The organism is Chryseobacterium sp. CFS15, from assembly GCF_031118795.1.
Taxonomy (GTDB): domain Bacteria; phylum Bacteroidota; class Bacteroidia; order Flavobacteriales; family Weeksellaceae; genus Chryseobacterium; species Chryseobacterium indoltheticum.
On sequence record NZ_JAVHYL010000008.1, the window covers coordinates 184,109 to 201,824 of the forward strand.

At 34.3% G+C, this 17,716-nt stretch carries 20 protein-coding genes; 10 read left to right on the top strand and 10 right to left on the bottom strand.

From position 1 onward, the window contains the following. Position 1 precedes the first annotated feature (1 nt). Positions 2-1,252 carry a glycine betaine/L-proline ABC transporter ATP-binding protein gene (locus tag OH814_RS14085; protein WP_308828578.1) on the bottom strand — a complete coding sequence of 417 codons (1,251 nt, stop codon included), beginning with the start codon at positions 1,250-1,252 and terminating at the stop codon, positions 2-4. Positions 1,253-1,719: 467 nt separating this feature from the next. Continuing rightward, on the bottom strand, positions 1,720-2,085 hold the full coding sequence (locus tag OH814_RS14090) for a DUF1304 domain-containing protein (RefSeq protein ID WP_308828579.1): 366 nt from the start codon (positions 2,083-2,085) through the stop codon (positions 1,720-1,722). 64 nt (positions 2,086-2,149) lie between these two features. Here OH814_RS14090 and OH814_RS14095 point away from each other — a divergent pair, with 64 nt between their 5' ends. From OH814_RS14095 to OH814_RS14105, 3 genes are all read left to right on the top strand, one after another. Further along, positions 2,150-2,722, top strand: a complete 573-nt coding sequence (locus OH814_RS14095) for a Crp/Fnr family transcriptional regulator (protein WP_308828580.1) — start codon at positions 2,150-2,152, stop codon at positions 2,720-2,722. A 63-nt stretch (positions 2,723-2,785) separates the two neighbouring features. Beyond that, positions 2,786-3,217, top strand: coding sequence for a DoxX family protein (locus tag OH814_RS14100; protein WP_308828581.1), 432 nt, complete (start codon positions 2,786-2,788; stop codon positions 3,215-3,217). A 5-nt stretch (positions 3,218-3,222) separates the two neighbouring features. Beyond that, positions 3,223-3,666 carry a carboxymuconolactone decarboxylase family protein gene (locus OH814_RS14105; protein WP_308828582.1) on the top strand — a complete coding sequence of 148 codons (444 nt, stop codon included), beginning with the start codon at positions 3,223-3,225 and terminating at the stop codon, positions 3,664-3,666. Between the two features lie 78 nt (positions 3,667-3,744). On the opposite strand, the gene OH814_RS14110 is transcribed toward OH814_RS14105, so the two are convergent. From OH814_RS14110 to OH814_RS14130, 5 genes are all read right to left on the bottom strand, one after another. After that, on the bottom strand, positions 3,745-4,254 hold the full coding sequence (locus tag OH814_RS14110; RefSeq protein WP_308828583.1) for a DNA-binding protein: 510 nt from the start codon (positions 4,252-4,254) through the stop codon (positions 3,745-3,747). A 67-nt stretch (positions 4,255-4,321) separates the two neighbouring features. Next, the gene (locus OH814_RS14115) at positions 4,322-5,305 is read right to left on the bottom strand and encodes an aldo/keto reductase (RefSeq protein ID WP_308828584.1); all 984 of its coding nucleotides are present in this window, start codon (positions 5,303-5,305) and stop codon (positions 4,322-4,324) included. Between the two features lie 143 nt (positions 5,306-5,448). Further along, positions 5,449-6,198 (bottom strand): type 1 glutamine amidotransferase domain-containing protein, encoded by a 750-nt coding sequence (locus tag OH814_RS14120; protein ID WP_308828585.1) that lies wholly within the window; start codon positions 6,196-6,198, stop codon positions 5,449-5,451. A gap of 147 nt (positions 6,199-6,345) precedes the next feature. Next, entirely contained in the window at positions 6,346-6,633 is a 288-nt protein-coding gene (locus OH814_RS14125; protein WP_308828586.1) for a putative quinol monooxygenase, read from the bottom strand. Next, positions 6,633-7,247 carry an NAD(P)H-dependent oxidoreductase gene (locus OH814_RS14130; RefSeq protein ID WP_308828587.1) on the bottom strand — a complete coding sequence of 205 codons (615 nt, stop codon included), beginning with the start codon at positions 7,245-7,247 and terminating at the stop codon, positions 6,633-6,635. Before OH814_RS14130 ends, OH814_RS14125 begins: the two co-directional genes overlap by 1 nt. Positions 7,248-7,450: 203 nt before the next feature. On the opposite strand from OH814_RS14130, the gene OH814_RS14135 reads away from it, so the two are divergent. Both OH814_RS14135 and abc-f read left to right on the top strand, forming a co-directional pair. Beyond that, on the top strand, positions 7,451-8,359 hold the full coding sequence (locus tag OH814_RS14135) for a LysR family transcriptional regulator (RefSeq protein WP_308828588.1): 909 nt from the start codon (positions 7,451-7,453) through the stop codon (positions 8,357-8,359). A 347-nt stretch (positions 8,360-8,706) separates the two neighbouring features. Then, positions 8,707-10,296 (top strand): ribosomal protection-like ABC-F family protein, encoded by a 1,590-nt coding sequence (abc-f, locus tag OH814_RS14140; protein WP_308828589.1) that lies wholly within the window; start codon positions 8,707-8,709, stop codon positions 10,294-10,296. Positions 10,297-10,549: 253 nt separating this feature from the next. Here the strand turns inward: abc-f and OH814_RS14145 are convergent, their stop codons facing one another. The 3 genes from OH814_RS14145 to OH814_RS14155 form a co-directional block, all read right to left on the bottom strand. Next, positions 10,550-10,906 (bottom strand): serine aminopeptidase domain-containing protein, encoded by a 357-nt coding sequence (locus OH814_RS14145; RefSeq protein ID WP_308828607.1) that lies wholly within the window; start codon positions 10,904-10,906, stop codon positions 10,550-10,552. Beyond that, positions 10,881-11,390, bottom strand: a complete 510-nt coding sequence (locus OH814_RS14150) for an alpha/beta fold hydrolase (protein WP_308828590.1) — start codon at positions 11,388-11,390, stop codon at positions 10,881-10,883. The genes OH814_RS14145 and OH814_RS14150 overlap by 26 nt, the downstream gene beginning before the upstream one ends. A gap of 118 nt (positions 11,391-11,508) precedes the next feature. Further along, positions 11,509-12,105, bottom strand: coding sequence for a hypothetical protein (locus OH814_RS14155; RefSeq protein ID WP_308828591.1), 597 nt, complete (start codon positions 12,103-12,105; stop codon positions 11,509-11,511). Positions 12,106-12,389: 284 nt separating this feature from the next. On the opposite strand from OH814_RS14155, the gene OH814_RS14160 reads away from it, so the two are divergent. The 5 genes from OH814_RS14160 to OH814_RS14180 all read left to right on the top strand — a co-directional run bounded on the left by OH814_RS14160 (position 12,390) and on the right by OH814_RS14180 (position 17,685). Next, positions 12,390-13,676, top strand: coding sequence for an adenylosuccinate synthase (locus tag OH814_RS14160; RefSeq protein ID WP_076561120.1), 1,287 nt, complete (start codon positions 12,390-12,392; stop codon positions 13,674-13,676). Positions 13,677-14,301: 625 nt separating this feature from the next. After that, positions 14,302-15,150 carry an energy transducer TonB gene (locus OH814_RS14165; protein WP_308828592.1) on the top strand — a complete coding sequence of 283 codons (849 nt, stop codon included), beginning with the start codon at positions 14,302-14,304 and terminating at the stop codon, positions 15,148-15,150. 164 nt (positions 15,151-15,314) lie between these two features. Beyond that, positions 15,315-16,088 carry a ParA family protein gene (locus OH814_RS14170; RefSeq protein WP_076561123.1) on the top strand — a complete coding sequence of 258 codons (774 nt, stop codon included), beginning with the start codon at positions 15,315-15,317 and terminating at the stop codon, positions 16,086-16,088. A gap of 61 nt (positions 16,089-16,149) precedes the next feature. Further along, complete coding sequence (locus OH814_RS14175) at positions 16,150-17,040, top strand: ParB/RepB/Spo0J family partition protein (RefSeq protein ID WP_076561124.1); 891 nt, start codon at positions 16,150-16,152, stop codon at positions 17,038-17,040. Further along, positions 17,041-17,685 (top strand): DUF5683 domain-containing protein, encoded by a 645-nt coding sequence (locus OH814_RS14180; RefSeq protein WP_308828593.1) that lies wholly within the window; start codon positions 17,041-17,043, stop codon positions 17,683-17,685. The last annotated feature ends 31 nt before the right edge of the window (positions 17,686-17,716 follow it).

Consider the following 17,716-nt stretch of genomic DNA (forward strand, 5'->3'; position numbering starts at 1 on the left):
CTTATTGGTTGTTTGCGATTTCTTTTAATTCTATAATCTCTTCTTCATTAAACTTGGTAGCCTCGATGATGAGTGACAATTGAGTGACCAGACCTAAAAATTTATTGGTTTCATCAACCACAGCAATTGCTGATTTGCTTCCCGAGATCAAAGGCAGCATTTCTTCGACGGTGGCTTCCTGATATACCGACGGGACATTACTATTAATCACAGATTCAACAGTTGGTTCTTTTTTCTTTGCGATTTGAACAATATCACTAAGCGTCACAAAACCCAGGAATTTATTTTGAAAATCTACAACTGGTAAATTTTCCAGACCTGTCGTTCTCATTTTTCTAAGAGCACCTTCCGGACCGTCTTTTCTGAAGCGAACAACAGTTGGCTTATCAAACATTAAAGATTTCGCTGTAATAATCGTTTTACGGTCAACTTTTTCTACAAAAGCTTTCACATAATCGCTCGCCGGATTGGTTAAAATGTCTTCTGCAGTTCCTATTTGTTCGATGACACCGTCTTTCATAATGACAATTCGGTCTCCGATTTTAATGGCTTCATCCAAATCGTGAGTAATAAAGACGATTGTTTTCTGTAAAGTTTCCTGTAACTCGAGCAGCTGATCCTGCATTTCAGATTTTATCAACGGATCGAGTGCTGAGAAAGCCTCATCCATCAACAAAACTTCGGGATCGTTTGCTAAAGCTCTGGCTAAGCCGACTCTTTGCTGCATACCTCCTGAAAGCTGTGAAGGCAATTGATTTTCGAAACCATTTAAACCTACAATGTCTAATGCTTTTTGCGCTTTTTCTTCACGGACAGCTTTGCTTTCTCCCCGTATTTCAAGTCCGAAAGCGGCATTGCTTAAAACAGTATGATGAGGTAGTAATCCGAATTTCTGAAACACCATACTCATTTCCGTTCTTCTCACTTCCAGAAGGTCTTTATTATTTTTATCGGTAATATTATCGTTATTGATATATACTTTTCCTGCAGTCGGTTCATTCAGTCTGTTCAGACAACGCAGTAAAGTTGATTTTCCGCTTCCTGATAGACCCATAATGACAAAGAATTCTCCTTCGTATATTTCGAAGCTGGCTTTGTTGATTCCAACCGTACAGCCTGTTTTTTCAAGAATCTCTTTTTTAGAAAAACCTTTATCCAGAAGTTCTAGCGCCTTTTCTTTATTTTTTCCGAAAATGATCGTGAGATCTTCAACTTTAAGTTTTACTTTTCGATTAGTATCAATTGTATCCATATTCAGAGTTTGTTAATGTATTTGAAATAAGAAATTGAAACAATGCTGCTTTAATGAATGTACATACAAGCAAAATGTTTAGTATAAATTTTTATAATCACATTGAATCACAAAATATATACAAAAACATATCCACTTTGTGATTATGTTAACTGTTTCAAAAGGTTTTATTTTGACAAAGAATGTATTACGTAAAAAAAAGAAATCAATCTTTTTTAAATTGAATCAAAGAATAATTATCATCATGATAATTAAAGATATTTGCCAGAACAACTTTAATTTATAATCATGCTAAAAGCATAAAAAAAGCTGTACATCAATTTCTTATGACGGTGCAAATTTACGGATTTTATATTTAAACGAAATTTAAATAGGTAATGTGTTGGTTTATAATTAGTTGTTTTTGTTGTGTTTTTCGCTTGGAAAGAATTCTAATTAAAATAAATAATAATATTTTTTGAAATAATTTATTTTAATAAAACAGCAACAATCGCCAAAATTGCCGGCAAAGCCTGAACGAAAAAAATCTTCATCGTTGCTGAAATGGCACCGTAAATTCCTGCAATCGCGACACAGCTCAAGAAAAATAATGCAATATTGGTTTGCCATTTTTCATCTTCAATAAAAAAAGACCAGATCAATCCTGCGGCTAAAAAACCATTGTACAATCCCTGATTGGCGGCCAATCCTTTTGTGGGTTTAAACATTTCAGCTGGTAAAGCGGCTTTAAAAACTTCTTTTCCTTTGGTTTCCCATGCAAACATTTCCATCCAAAGAATGTAAAGGTGTTCTAATGCGACAACTGCGATTAAGATTTTGGCAACGATTTCCATGATTTTTTGTTTGTTATTGTAAAACTAAAAAAATAAAGTTAAGTTTGGTTACATAATTTCAAAAATGGAAACTTTCAAAGCACATTTAGATAAATTTATTGCAATCAGTGATGAAGAATTTATTTCGATATTTTCTTTCTTTCAGATTTTGGAACTGAAGAAGAAAGAGAATTTGATGCTTGAAGGTGACATTTGCAAATTCAAATATTTTGTTTTAAAAGGCTGTCTGAGAAAATTTTTCGTGAATGAAAAAGGCGTGGAGCAAACCACAGAATTTGCCATCGAAAACTGGTGGATTTCTGATACTTTTGCTTTTGAAAAACAAGTGAAAACAGATTTTAATATTCAGTCTGTTGAAAATTCTACAATTTTGGCGATTGATTTCCATTCTCAGGAACTGTTGCTGCAAAAACATCCGGTGATGGAACGTTATTTCAGAATGGTTTACCAAACCGCTTACGCAGCTGCAGAAAAAAGAATACGCTATATTTATGAGATGACGAAAGAGGAATACTATGTGCATTTCAGCACTCTGTATCCTTGGTTTATCCAAAGAATTCCGCAATATTTACTGGCTTCTTTTTTAGGTTTTACCCCGGAATATTTAAGTGAAATCAGAGCAAAATTACGTTCTTAAACCAGTTTAAGATTTTTACAATTCCTAATTCGCAACTTTGTCCTGTTCATAAAAACAAATGCAATGACAGGCAAAGATTCCATATTTCCACAGTTATTTTTAAGAGTAATAATTTCCGTAACAATGCTTTCTGCAGTGGCAGACAGATTCGGTTTGTGGGGTGATAACTCAGCTTGGGGAAACTGGGGAAACTTTGAAAAGTATACCCGACAATTGACATTTTTTCTACCCGAAATGTTAAGCAAATTTTCTGCTTATGCCGCTACATTTTTAGAAATACTTTTTCCATTGATGTTGATTTTAGGTTTCAAAACAAAAATAGCAGCTTACGGAACCGGGTTTTTATTGCTTGTTTTCGCTTTATCGATGGCCATTGCTTTAGGAATAAAAGCACCTTTGGATTATTCGGTTTGGATAGGAAGCGCAGCGGCTTTTTTATTGGCAACACAAAAAGAATTTTATTTTTCAATAGATACATTAACTAAAAAATCATAAACGTTATGAGTACAAGAATCAACATGGCAACTGCAGATGCTGCCGCTTACAAAGCAATGATGGGATTGGAAGGTTATCTTCAAACCATTTCTTTAAACCATATTCAGAAAGAATTAATCAAAATCAGAGCGTCACAAATCAACGGATGTGCTTTCTGTCTGGATATGCATACAAAAGACGCAATGAAATATGGTGAAACTCCTCAAAGAATTTATCTTCTAAACGCATGGAGAGAAGCGTTGGAGCTTTACACTGAAGAGGAACAAGTGCTTTTGGCAATGACGGAAGAAATTACTTTGATCAGCCAAAAAGGTCTGACTGAAGAAACGTATTATAAGGCTAAACAATTGTTTGATGAAAGCCAGATTGCTCAAATTATTATGGCAATTGTTACGATCAATTCATGGAACAGAATTGCAATTTCTACCCATTTGCCGATTGCAAAGTAAATTTAGATTTATTTAAAATAACTAATAAAAATCGCTTCTCAATTATTGAGAAGCGGTTTTCCTTTTAAGGAATTAATTTTACTGTTTGCAATTGAGCTGCAGAACATTTGCATTTAAAGGCTGTTCGATTTTTCGATCTAATTTTTCATTATTCAAAGTCACATACACTTCCATAGAACCTGTTCCGACATGCAGAGACAAAATGTGTCCGCCAAAAGCATTGAATTGATCATCAGTCGCCACGCCGTGAACGTGAATTGACGGACCTTTTTCGTTCCATGCGATTGAACCCGTCAAACTTCCCATTTCCACTTTACTGAATGTTTTTGGATTAAATTTTTTAGCATTAAAATCATAAAATCCAAAAGTTACTTCTGATGCAAAGCCAATTCCCGTAAAACTTGCAGACGGAATATTTTCTGTTTTCGCCAGATTTTCAATATTGGAAATTACATCATCACCTTGTCGCAATACCATCAGATAACCTGTCGGCGTTTTGATGTAACGACAATTGTCTTTTTGTTGTGCTGAAAAAGTATTCGTAATTAAAACTGTAAATAGCAATATAATAGTTTTTAATACCTTCATAATCAATTATATTTAAATTTTTAGAATGGAATTTTCACACCAAATCAACAATATATTTGCTTGGAAATTAAATTTCTTTTAGTTCAGAATTAATAAAATTCAATTCTTCTTGTGATAAATCGAGAGACATTGCTTTTGCATTTTCAATTGCTTGCTGTGCATTTCTTGCTCCGGCTAAAACCACTGTAATTGCTGGTTGTAAAGTTGTCCAACGCAAAACTAATTGAGAAAGAGTAGCTTCTTTGTCTTGTGCGATAGGTTCTATTTTTTCTAAGAAAGATTTCACTTTATGTAAGTCGAACTGTGAAAAATAGCCGTTTCTGTGATCGTTTTCTTTTAATTGATCTTCTTTGAAATATTTTCCTGTCAGAAGACCTCTTTCCATTGGACTGTAGACAATTATTCCTGAATTATTTTCTAAAGAATAAGGAACCAAATCATTTTCAATCGCACGGTTCAACATGCTGTAAGAAACCTGATTGCTTGCTAATTTCAGTCTTTTATTGGCTTCTTCCATTTGTTCAACAGAATAATTGCTCACACCAGCTGCACGGATTTTTCCTTGTTGAATCAACAGTTCCATCGCTTCCATGGTTTCACTAATTGGCGTTGTAGAATCTGGCCAGTGCAATTGTAAAAGATCGATGTAATCTGTTCCTAATCTTTTTAAACTTTCCTCAACTTCCTTAATAACGTTTTCTTTTGAAGCGAATTTGTACACGGGAAGTATTTTGCCGTCATCATTTGCATCAAAGAAAAATTCACCTTTTCCATTATTGCTTCCGTCCCAAACCAATCCGAATTTTGTCAACAACTGAATTTTCGAACGGTCTTTTCCTTTGATAGCTTCACCAATCATTTCTTCACTCAATCCGAAACCATAAAAAGGTGCAGTATCAATGGAAGTTACACCATGGTCTAGGGAAGCATGAATTGAGTTAATAGAATCTTGTTTTTCATTTCCACCCCACATATTTCCACCGATCGCAAACGCTCCGTGAGTAATCACTGAAAGTTCTAAACCTGTGTTTCCTAATTTTCTGTATTGCATTTTTGTTCTAATTTTTAAATTTATTTAACCACAAAAATTTTCTATTTCGTTTGTCATTCCGTAGGAATCTCAGCAAAATCAATTTAATTCTGAGAGTTTAGATTCCTGCGGAATGACAAAAAGGATGGTTAAATAACTATGTATTATTTTTTTAATTCCTTTAAAATAGCTTCACCTGCACTTTTCGCAGACTGAGGATTTTGTCCTGTAATCACTCTTTGATCGCTTACAACATGATTTTCCCAAAGCCCTGATTTTTCAAATTTCGCACCTCTTTCCTTCAACTTATCTTCCAAAAGGAAAGGAACTATGTTTGTTAATTTTACTTCAGCTTCCTCTTCATTCGTAAAAGCGTTGATTTTTTTACCATCCACCAAATACTTTCCGTTATCGAGTTTAATATTCACCAAACCAGCCGGACCGTGACAAACTGCGGCTACAATTCCTCCGTTTTCATAAATTTTTGAAGCAATTTTTGATAATTCTGTATTGTCTGCAAAATCCCACATTGCACCGTGACCGCCTGCATAAAAAATGGTAGAATAATCATTTGGATTTACTTGTGAAGGCTGTAAAGATTGGTCAATTTTACTTTTGTCTTTACTTTCCCAAAACTCTTTGTTGACAGGATCTTTTAAATCAAATCCATCAACAGGAGGAGTTCCGCCTTTCGGGCTTACAAAATCAATTTCGTAACCGGCTTTGTGAAGAACTTCCCAAGGATGCGAAACTTCACCCAGATAATATCCGGTTTCTTCGCCTGTGTCACCTTTTTTATCATGACTGGTCACGACAAATAGAATTTTCTTTTTGATTTTTTTAGATTTTTTGGTTTGTGATTGTACAAATCCTACTGTAAATAATGCAAGAATTAATAATGCTAATTTTTTCATATTTAATGATTTTTTAACCATTAAGGTTTATTTAAGAAGTTTAGAATATTAAGATGTAGCTACGCTTTAAGCGTTTGCTTTTAAAAAAAATCTGTTGATTTTCCTTAATTAATCTTAACATCTTAAATTTTTTTAATGGTTTAATGTTTAAATAATTTCAGTTAAATAAATTTGAGGTTTTTCCTGCAGCTTTTCATCAACCAAATTTCCAAAAGCTTTAATGTAAGGCTGTTCGTTATGCTGTTTCAATCCTTCTTCGCTTTTCCAGATTTCGTAGAAAACAAAATGATTTTTATCTTCAATTCCTTGATGAAGTGTGTACAATTCGTTGGCTTCTTCTTTTCTGGTTTCTATTACCATATTTTGAAGAGTTTCCAAAACTTCAGTTCTGTGCTCTTCTTTTGCTTTTATTATTGCAGTAAGATAGATTTTCATTAGACTAATTGTGGTTTTAATTCTTTTTCAAAAACGTTTGTAAGGTGTTCTCTGTATAATCTCATATCGCGCTCGATATTTGCATTTTTTTCGACATCATGGAAGTGGAAACTCTCCATTTTTTCTAAAGAAACGAATGCATTCATTCTGTGAAAACCAAATAATGGTCCATTGTCTACACTTGTTTCGTTGAAAAATTCTCCTGGAAGTGTGAAGGCTGTTTCAGGTGCATTCCAGCTTGTGGTCACCATATATTTTCTCCCACCCAACATTCCGCCTGTTCCGTAGTTGATTTTCGGATTTTCAGAAGTTCTTCCGTCGCTCATGTAAATTCCTTTTGCGTGACCGGCTGTGAAAACTTCATCAATATATTTTTTCAAACCATTCGGCAACTGAAACCACCAAATCGGAGTGTGGTAAATAATATAATCTGCCCAAACAAATTTTTCTACTTCGTCATTTTTGTTGAAATTGTCACTTACGTTGGTGATTTTCACTTCTACATTTTCAAATCTTTTTAAAACTTCCAATGTGTTGTCTGCAATTGTCTGATTATATTTTCCTCCTGAATGTCCGAAGTTTTGTCCACCGTTGATGATTAATACTTTTTTCATTTTGTATGATTGTTTAAATTTTACTCTGCAAAGTTATGTTGGGATTTTGTATAATTAAAATAATATAAATCATACCTTTGTATTATAATTCTGATGAACCGTGAAGTGAATAGTGAATAGTCAATTTGCTCCGTTGGTGAATTTATCAGATTTAAAATTGAAGATTGACTCCAAAGCAATTCGTAATTGAAAAACAAAAAATTATGGTAAATCTTGAATGGTACCGCACTTTTAAAGCAATCTATAAAACCGGAACATTAACCGGAGCTGCAGATTCTCTCTTTATTTCGCAACCCGGAGTAAGTTTGCATTTAGGTTCGCTTGAAGCGTATGTTGGGTACAAATTATTTGACAGAACAGGAAGAAAAATGATTCCGACCGAGAGAGGAAAGGTTTTATTTAATGCCGTCTCAGAACCTCTGACCAAGCTCGAAGAAGTTGAAAAAAACTTTCAGAAATCTACTGAAAAACATACGCCAACCATCAGTGTCGGAATGTGTTTTGAGACTTTTCAAACTACTTTAGAACAATATGTTTCGACGCTGGATTTTAATTTAATTATCAGTTTTGGTGAGTATCCTGAAATGCTCGACCAGCTCGATAAAGGAATTTTAGACTTAATTATCACTCCCAAAAAAGGAACGTCACCCAATATTTTGCATGAAGCATTTTCTTCTGAACAAATTATTTTGGTAGGAGGAAAAGATATTGATACAGAAAGTTTTGGTGAAGTTTTAAAAACCGAAGATTTTCAAAAAATTGAAAGCTGGCTGAAAAATGAAAAATGGTACGGTACAACGGGCGATATGGAACATCTTTTTCAGTTTTGGCTGATGAATTTTGGGCATAAACCTAATTTCAGACCCAATTATATTGTTCCAAACTTAAATTCGATTATCCGTTGTCTGAAAGGAGGAACCGGATTAGCTGTCGTTCCTGATTTTTTATGTAAAAATGAAATTGAAAGCGGTGAAATACAACTGATTTGGGAAGGCGATAAAAAATTAGAAAATACACTTTATTTCGGCTGCCGAAAAAAAACCATGTATCAATCTGAAATCGACCACATCAAAGGACTTTTCCGTCAGGTGATGAGTGGAGTTGAGGTTTGAGACTAAGGAATCACTATTTGAAATGGTATAGGAAGCATGAGCGTTAAGAAAATTTAATTAATCTGTTAAAAACTTCCCACTGTTTGAGCGTGTTGCAATTTTGGAAATTAATGATAAATTATAAATTCATGCGAGTTTTGGGAATTTTAGGATTAAATTTTAATTTTAGCGAAGGATTCCAAACCTTGAATTTTTGCTTCTTTTGTTTTAAGACAAAAGAAGAATATACTATATTTGCATCACACAAAACCCAAAACATCAGACATGTAGAATTTAATTTCTTTCAGATTTAATAAACAATAACGGAAAATGTTATTGCAGTTTAACCTTACTAAAAGAAAGAAATTATGCTTTTTCTACACAATATATCCTTTGGGTTTCCTGCGGGAAATCTGCTTTTTAATTCTATCAATTTAACGATACTTTCTCACTCAAAATCGGCTTTGGTCGGAAGTAACGGCATGGGGAAATCTACTTTGCTGAAAATTATTGCCAACGAAATTGAACCTTTGGCAGGAAATGTCAATATTCAGGGTGATCTATTTTATGTTCCGCAAATGTTTGGAAATTTTAATCATTTGACGGTTGCTGAATGTTTAAAAATCGATAAAAAACTCAATGCACTTCAAAAAATTACCGATGGCGAAGTGGACGAAATTTATTTTGAAACTTTAAATGACGATTGGGACATCGAAGAACGCTGTCAAATTGCCTTGCAATATTGGAAACTTGAAGATTTAAATTTAAATCAAACCTTAGAAAGCTTGAGTGGCGGACAAAAAACAAAGGTTTTTCTTGCCGGAATTCAAATCAATCAGCCTGAAATTATTTTACTCGACGAACCTACCAATCATCTCGATGTGGAAGGTCGAAATCTGTTGTATGATTTTATTGAAAAGACCAATTCAACGGTTGTGATTGTGAGTCATGACCGAACTTTGCTGAATTTAGTTGATACTATTTTTGAATTAAGTAATCAGGGAATTTCAACGTATGGAGGAAATTATGATTTTTATGCAGAACAAAAAGCAATCGAAAATGAAGCGTTACAAAACGATATTCATTCTAAAGAACGTGCTTTGAAAAAAGCTAAAGAAAAGGAACGTGAAACTTTGGAACGCAAACAAAAACTCGATGCACGAGGAAAAGGAAAGCAGGAAAAATCGGGTGTTGCAAGAATTATGATGAATACTTTGCGAAATAATGCCGAGAAAAATTCTTCAAGATTAAAATCTGTTCATGCCGAGAAAATCAATGATATTTCGGGGGATTTGCGGGATTTACGTTCGTCGGTGAAAAATGCTGACCAAATGAAAGTGAATTTTAATGATTCGAATTTGCATTCGGGAAAAATTTTGATTTCGGTGGAAGAGATTAATTTTAAATACGATCAAGAAAATCTTTGGAAAGAAAATCTCAAGCTTGAAATCCGAAGTGGTGATAGAATTTCTATCAAAGGTTCGAACGGTTCGGGGAAAACAACTTTGATAAAGCTTTTATTGGGAGATTTAAAACCTTCTGTCGGAACTATTTGGAAGTCCGATTTTCAGACGATTTATATTGATCAGGAATATTCTTTGATTGATAGAAATGCAACGGTTTATGAATTTGCCGAACAGTTCAATGATAATGCAATGCCGGAATCTGAAGTGAAAACATTGCTTTCAAGGTTTTTATTCGGAAAGGAAACCTGGGACAAAAAGTGTGATGTTCTGAGCGGCGGAGAACGCCTGCGACTTCTTCTGTGCGGACTTTCCATAAGCAACAAAGCTCCCGATATGATGATTCTCGATGAACCAACAAATAATTTAGACCTTCAAAATGTAGAAATTTTGACGAATTCTATTAAAGATTATCATGGGACTTTGCTGGTGATTTCGCATGATGAGGTGTTTTTGGAGGAGATTGGAGTTGATAAAGAGATTGTTTTAAAATAAGTCTATTTAAACTAAGCATATTTAAACTAATTTTAGATTTAACCACAAAAGGAACAAAAGACAATTATAAAGTTATCATTAGATATTCAAAGTTCTCAAAAGAATAAAAAATCTAAGATTTTTAAAAGCTTTTGTGTGCTTTTAAACCTTTAAATAGAAATATCAAAATCTTTTGACTCTTTTGTGGTTAAATAAAAAGTTTGAAAATTAAAAAGCTAAAATAGCTTCGGTAGTTGAGGTTACTGAAGTTATTTTATTTTAAAAGTTTTAAAATCCATTGATGGATTTCATTCAATACGTTTTCTCTGATTTCTTCATTCAGTATTTCATGACGCATTTCAGGATATATTTTCATATCTACGTTTTTAAATCCGTCGAGCTTTAAACTTCCAACAGTCTTTGTCACGCCTTTTCCAAAATCTCCGATGGGGTCATTTTGCCCGCTTACAAAAAGAAAAGGGAAGGACTTCGTAATGGTTTGTGCCCAATTTCTCGCTGTTGCTTTTTTGTAAATACTGAATAACGCATAAAACGCATTGTTGGTGAACGGAATTCCGCAAAGTGCATCCTCAGAAAATGCTTTTCTATTGGCGGGATTCAGCCAGTTTATTAGCTAAGGAAAAATAGGTTTTCACCAGATTAATTCCTGTTAAAGGTCCGCCAGTTCCAGTAATAATAACACCTGAAAACTTATTGCTTGTTTTTTGAAGAAGACACCGCGTAATAAAAGAACCCATCGAATGTCCCAAAATGAAATGCGAAACATTAGAATATTGCTCTATCAGAAATTTGCTCATCTTTTCGGCATCTGTAATCAATCTCTCGTCAGGATTGTTACGTTGAAAAAATCCAATATCTTTCCTTTCTCTTACCGATTTTCCGTGTCCTAAATGGTCATAAGTCAACACCGCAAATCCTCGGTCGGCAAAATATTCTGCAATTTCTGAATATCTTCCACTGTGTTCCTGCATCCCATGAACGATTTGTAAGGTTGCTTTTACAGGAATTTCTTCGGGATAGAATAAAGTGTAAAAGAGTTGGGTTTGATCGGTGGTGTTTTCAGATAAGTATCCTGATTTTTGCAGTGATTTCATGGTGTGGATTATCTTTGGTATTTTGGAAGAGATTGGATGAGTGGGAAATTGTATTAAAATATGTCTTTGTAAACTCTAAACCTAACAGGTTTTTAAAACCTGTTAGGTTTGATAATGATTATTTAATTTCTGAAAGTGTCCATCTGAGATAAATATTAGTACTGATAAGATCAATAAGTACATCTTCTAAATATTTATCAAAGTTGTGACCCAGATTCGCAGGTGTTTTTTGTAAAACTTCTTTAAGTTTTTCTTTAGTGTAATAGTGCCTTTTTACTTCATTGTTTTCATTACGTAAAAGATAATAGATTTTGTTTCTTAGTAAAACAGTTGTAAACTCGTCAAGTTCTTCATAATCTTCATATTCATCGTCTTCGTAAATGTCATTAATTATTAAATCATAATTGTTATTTTGAATATTATAATCTTTTTGGAAAATTCTTATTAGCCTTTCCTTATTCAATTTAGTAATGACCTCAAGTAAGGCTTGTTTTATACCTGTAGCACTTCCAAATTCAAATATTCTTCCGTCTTTTTTTACAAGAAGTATTGGACCTTGACCTACTAAACATACCTTTTTATCTTTTGCTTGGTAACCAAAAACGAAGAGTTCATCGTAATCTTCTGTGTAACTGACTTCAACATGATCTCCAGCATTATTTAGTACGTATTTTTCTGCGATTTTTAGATATTCATCTTTTGAGTTTTCTTGCATTCTATTTTAAATATTTTTTGTGAAGATTGTTTAAGAAGATTTTACGATTGAAGTCTTTAGCAAAACCTGAGTTTTCGCCTTTTCGCAATTCAGTTTGTAATTGTGATTGATTTTTCATAAGGTGTTTCTAAGGAATTTATTTTCAAATATAATCTAATTAAAAGGTAGATTTCTAAATACAACCATAATGATTTTCCACCCCACCCAAAAATAAAAATCCCTTCAAATTTGCCCACCCAATTTTTTAAAAGTAATTTTGCATGAATCTAAAATAAAAGTAAAATATGTCAACTTACGTAGTTGTAGGTCTTCAGTATGGAGATGAAGGTAAAGGAAAAATAACGGATGTTTTATCGGCAAAATCAGATTATGTGGTACGTTTCCAAGGGGGCGACAACGCTGGTCACACGGTTTATGTAGGCGATGAAAAGTTTGTTTTGCACCTTCTTCCATCGGGAGTTCTTCAGTGCAAAGGGAAGTGTATCATTGCCAATGGTGTAGTGGTAAATCCTAAATCTTTCATTAAGGAGGTGAATCAGATCGAAAGCAAAAACATGAGAACTGATCACATTTTCATCAGCAGAAGAGCGCATGTCATCATGCCTTACCACATTCTTTTGGATACTTACCGTGAAGAAGAGCACGGAGGAACACAAATCGGGACTACTAAAAAAGGAATCGGACCATGTTATGAAGATAAGATCGCAAGAATCGGTATCAGAATGGTAGATCTTTTGAATCCTGAGATTTTAAGAGACAAAATTGAGAAAAACTTAAAAGTTAAAAACTCTCTTTTCGAAAAATATTACGATAAGCCGACTTTAGATGTTGAAGAAATCTACAATGAATATTTAGAGATTGGAAAGCAGCTTCAAGATAGAATCGTAGATACTGAATTAGAATTAAACGAAGCCATCAGAGACGGTAAAAATGTATTGTTCGAAGGAGCGCAAGCTTTGATGTTAGACATCGACTTCGGAACATATCCTTACGTAACTTCATCTTCTCCGTCAACAGGAGGAGTTTGTACAGGAGCGGGAGTTCCACCAACTTCACTTCAAAACCTTATTGGTGTTGCCAAAGCATATTGTACAAGAGTAGGAAACGGACCTTTCCCTTCTGAATTAGATAACGAATTGGGTGAGAAAATCAGACAAATCGGTGGTGAATTTGGAGCAACTACTGGAAGACCGAGAAGAACAGGTTGGTTAGACCTTGTTTCTTTGAAGCACGCTTGTATGATTAATGGGATCAATAACTTGGTAATTACAAAATTAGATGTTCTTACAGGAATTGAAAACCTAAAAATCGTTACACATTACAAAACTGAAGACGGAAAGATCATCGATTATTTCACTTCTTCAACAGAAAAATTGTACAACTACGAACCAATCTATCAAGATTTACCGGGTTGGAACGAAGATTTGACAAAAGTAAGAAGCTACGACGAACTTCCTGATACGGCTCAAAAATACATCGAGTTTATCGAAAAATATTTAGGAATCAACGTATATTTAGTTTCTGTAGGCCCTGAAAGAAGCCAAAACATTATCAGAAAAGAATTATTCTAAGGAATATTTTCAAATAAATAAAAAAGAGACTATCAATTTGATGGTCTCTTTTTTTTGTGTCATTGCGAGAAGCGAAAGCTACGAAGCAATCTTAAACGAGCAAGAATAAATAAATCCAGTCATTCAGAGCGAGGCGAAAGCGCAGTGAAGAATCTCTATATACTCAAACTCTCTCATTCTCAAACCCTCAAACTCTCCGACTTAAATAAGAAGCTATTTCCCGCTGTCCACTATATCTTTTTTGTTTTTCCCGAACCTGATTTCCTTCACCAAGAAAAACAAAAAAGGATGCCGTTCCCATCGGGGCTAAGAAAGCGGTTCTCTGTTCCAAATAAGGTTGTAGCGAGTTTTTTTCACATTCTTAAACCACCCCGTCAAAAATTCTTCCGTATTTTCGCCACCCCTCCAAAGGAGGGTAATTCAAAACCTCCAACATCAAGCTTCCTTCACCCAACCTCAAAAACCTTATTCGTAAAATAGTTAAATTTTAAAGTTTAACACCGATTTTGATATAAGGTTAGGTTTTTGTTAAGTTTTTGGCAGAAATTTTGATATTGTTTCAAAGATTATTAACAATCATATTGAAAACTGATAATCTATATATTAACAATTTAATTTTATAGTGATGAAACATCTAGAACACAATCAGGAATTTCGACTGAATGAAATCCTTTTCGAAAACCGTAACAAAGCGTATGGTGCGTATGTATTAAGAACAGAATCAGACAGAATTTTAACCAAAGCATTTTTTATAGGTGTTGGTTTATTGGCTGCGGTTTCTATTATTCCAACTGTTATATCTGCTTTTAAAACAATTGAGCCGGAGCCAACTGGAACAACACAAGGACCCATTGTGTTGGTTATTCCAGATGAACCTGTTGTAAAACCACCTGAAAAAGTGACTCCACCTGAAAAGGTAACACCACCGCCGCCAAGTGTAAAGCAATATAATTCTACAGTTGCTACGCCTACAAGAAATGCAGACGAAAGCAATATTATAAAAGATATTCCGAAAGATGCCATTGCTGGAGTGAAAAATGATTTTGTAGCACCACCAGCTCCAAAAATTAATGTGCCTACAAGTGTAATCTCAGGTCCGGGAACAGTTGTTCCTCCAAAAGTGGTTCCGACGGTAGATCCAGGACCGGATAATTCTGTAAAAGATGCAAATGAACTAAGTGTAACTGCAAAATTCGAAGGAGGGATTGATGCTTTCAGAAATAAGGTGATGAACAAATTTGATGTTTCAGCTTTTGAAGATGAAGGAAGTGTAAATACAACGGTTACTTTTATTGTAGAAAAAGACGGAACTATTTCAGATATTAAAACCAACGGAAAAGATGCTTCTTTCAATGCTGAAGCAATCAGAACCATTAAAGCGGTAAAAGGAAAATGGATTCCGGGTAAAAATAAAAAAGGAGAATCTGTAAGAAGTTATTTCAAGTTTCCTATTTCAATGAAATTTGATAATTAATATCTTAAACACAAATCTCAATAGTTATCCACAAAGATTTATTTTTGTGGATAATTTTTTTAATGTCTAAAATGCTTGTTAACAATATTTTAACTCTATTTTCGTTTTAGTCATTCCCCAAGAGCAGAGAAAAAAGTGTATTTTTGAGGCTTAAAGTTTGAGCAATGGCAAAAATTATAGGTATCGCTAATCAGAAAGGTGGAGTAGGAAAGACTACTACTGCCGTAAATTTAGCTGCAGCATTAGGAGTTTTAGAAAAGAAAATACTGATCATTGATGCAGATCCACAGGCAAATGCAACATCTGGTCTTGGTGTGGAAGAAGTGCCGTATTCTACCTATAATCTTTTGGAACACAGTGTTGAAACCAGAAACTGTATTCAGAAAACAACGACTCCGAATCTTGATATCGTACCTTCTCATATCGATTTGGTAGCTGCCGAAATTGAATTGGTAGACAAAGATAACCGTGAGTATATGCTTAAAAAAGCATTGCAGGAAGTAAGAGACGATTACGATTATATCATCATCGACTGCGCACCGAGTTTAGGTTTGATTACGGTGAATGCATTAACAGCTGCAGATTCTGTGATTATCCCGATTCAGTGTGAATATTTTGCTTTGGAAGGTCTTGGTAAACTTTTGAATACGATTAAAAATGTTCAGAAAATTCACAATAAAGATTTAGATATCGAAGGATTGTTGTTGACGATGTATGACAGCCGTTTAAGACTTTCAAATCAGGTAGTGGAAGAGGTAAATGCACACTTTCCGGAAATGGTTTTTGAAACCATCATCAGCAGAAATGTAAGATTGAGTGAAGCGCCAAGTTTCGGTGAAAGTATCCTTAATTATGATGCTGAAAGTAAAGGCGCCATCCAGTATATTCAGCTTGCAGAAGAAGTGTTGCTGAGAAACGAAAATTTAGTAAAAAATTAAAATGATTTTTGTATTTAATAATTAAACAATTATCATTAATCAATAATCATTTATACAAAAAATGAAGGACAAAAAAAGAGCGATGGGACGTGGTTTGGGAGCAATTCTAAGTGCAGAATCCAAAGCTACGGTCAATACAGCTACTGATGAGGGAGCAGATAAATTTGTAGGAAATATCATGGAAGTTTCCATTGAAGATATTTATCCGAACCCGACACAGCCAAGAACTTATTTTGATGAAAAAGCATTAAACGAACTTGCACAGTCGATTACAAACTTAGGTGTTATACAGCCTATTACGTTAAGAAAAGATGGTGAGAAGTTTGAGATTATTTCCGGGGAAAGACGTTTCAGAGCGAGTAAAATTGCAGGATTAACCACTATTCCGGCATATATCCGTTTGGTGAATGATCAGGAGCTTTTGGAAATGGCTCTTGTGGAAAATATTCAGCGTGAAGATCTTGATGCCATCGAAATTGCGCTTACCTATCACAGACTTTTGGAAGAAATCGGCCTTACTCAGGAAAATTTAAGCCAAAGAATAGGAAAAGATAGAAGTACGATTACCAATTCGATGAGATTGTTGAGATTGAGTCCGGACATTCAGAATGCAATCCGAAGCGGAGAAATTTCTGCCGGCCACGGAAGAGCAATCATCAGTCTTGAAAATGAAGAGCATCAGCAAGTTTTATTTGATTTAATTATCAAAGAAAAACTGAATGTACGTCAGTCTGAACAAGCGGCGACTGCTTTGAAAAATCCAAAGTCTCCGGCTGCTAAAAGAGCAAAAGCTGAGCTTTCTAATAATTATAAAAGAGCTCAGAAAGCAATTTCAGATATTCTTGATGTGAAAGTGGAGATAAAAACAACAGGTACCGGCAAAAAAGGCAAAATTGTTTTAGATTTTAAAAATGAAGATGAGCTGGAATATATTTTATCTCATATTAAATAAATGAAAAAAATAGTTTTCACATTTTTTCTTTTTTTATCAGGATTAGCTTTCTCACAAACCAATCCGAGAGATACTATCAGATTAGAGCATTATGCGACTGATACAATTCCTGCTGCAAAACCTCAGGCTCAGGCTGAAGCTCAGGTAATTGATGATATAGAAAAAGCAAATGCACCGGCATCTCTGAAAGTAAAAAAGCTGAATCCCACAAAAGCAGGTCTTTATTCTGCTGTATTACCGGGTTTGGGACAGGTTTACAATAAAAAATACTGGAAAGTTCCCGTTGTTTTGGGAGCAGTAGGAACCGGAGTAGGTATCGCAGTCTGGAACCAAAATCAGTATAAAAAGTATCGTGAATATTATATTGCAAAACTTAATGGTGCCCAAAATGACTTCTTAGACAGAAATCCGACTCTTGATAAAGTGGCATTAGGAAATGCGCAAGACAGAGTGAAGAGGCAGAGAGATTATGCAATTGCGATTACAGGTTTAATTTATATTTTAAATATTGTAGATGCTGTTGTAGATGCTCATTTATATGAAGGTCGTAAAGATCCTGATTTAACATTAGCTCCTGCGGTAATCTATGATGATTTTAATACTAATCCTCCGAAAACAGGCTTGGCTTTAAGTTTCAGATTCTAGGAAAATAATAAATAGTAAGATAATAAGTTTC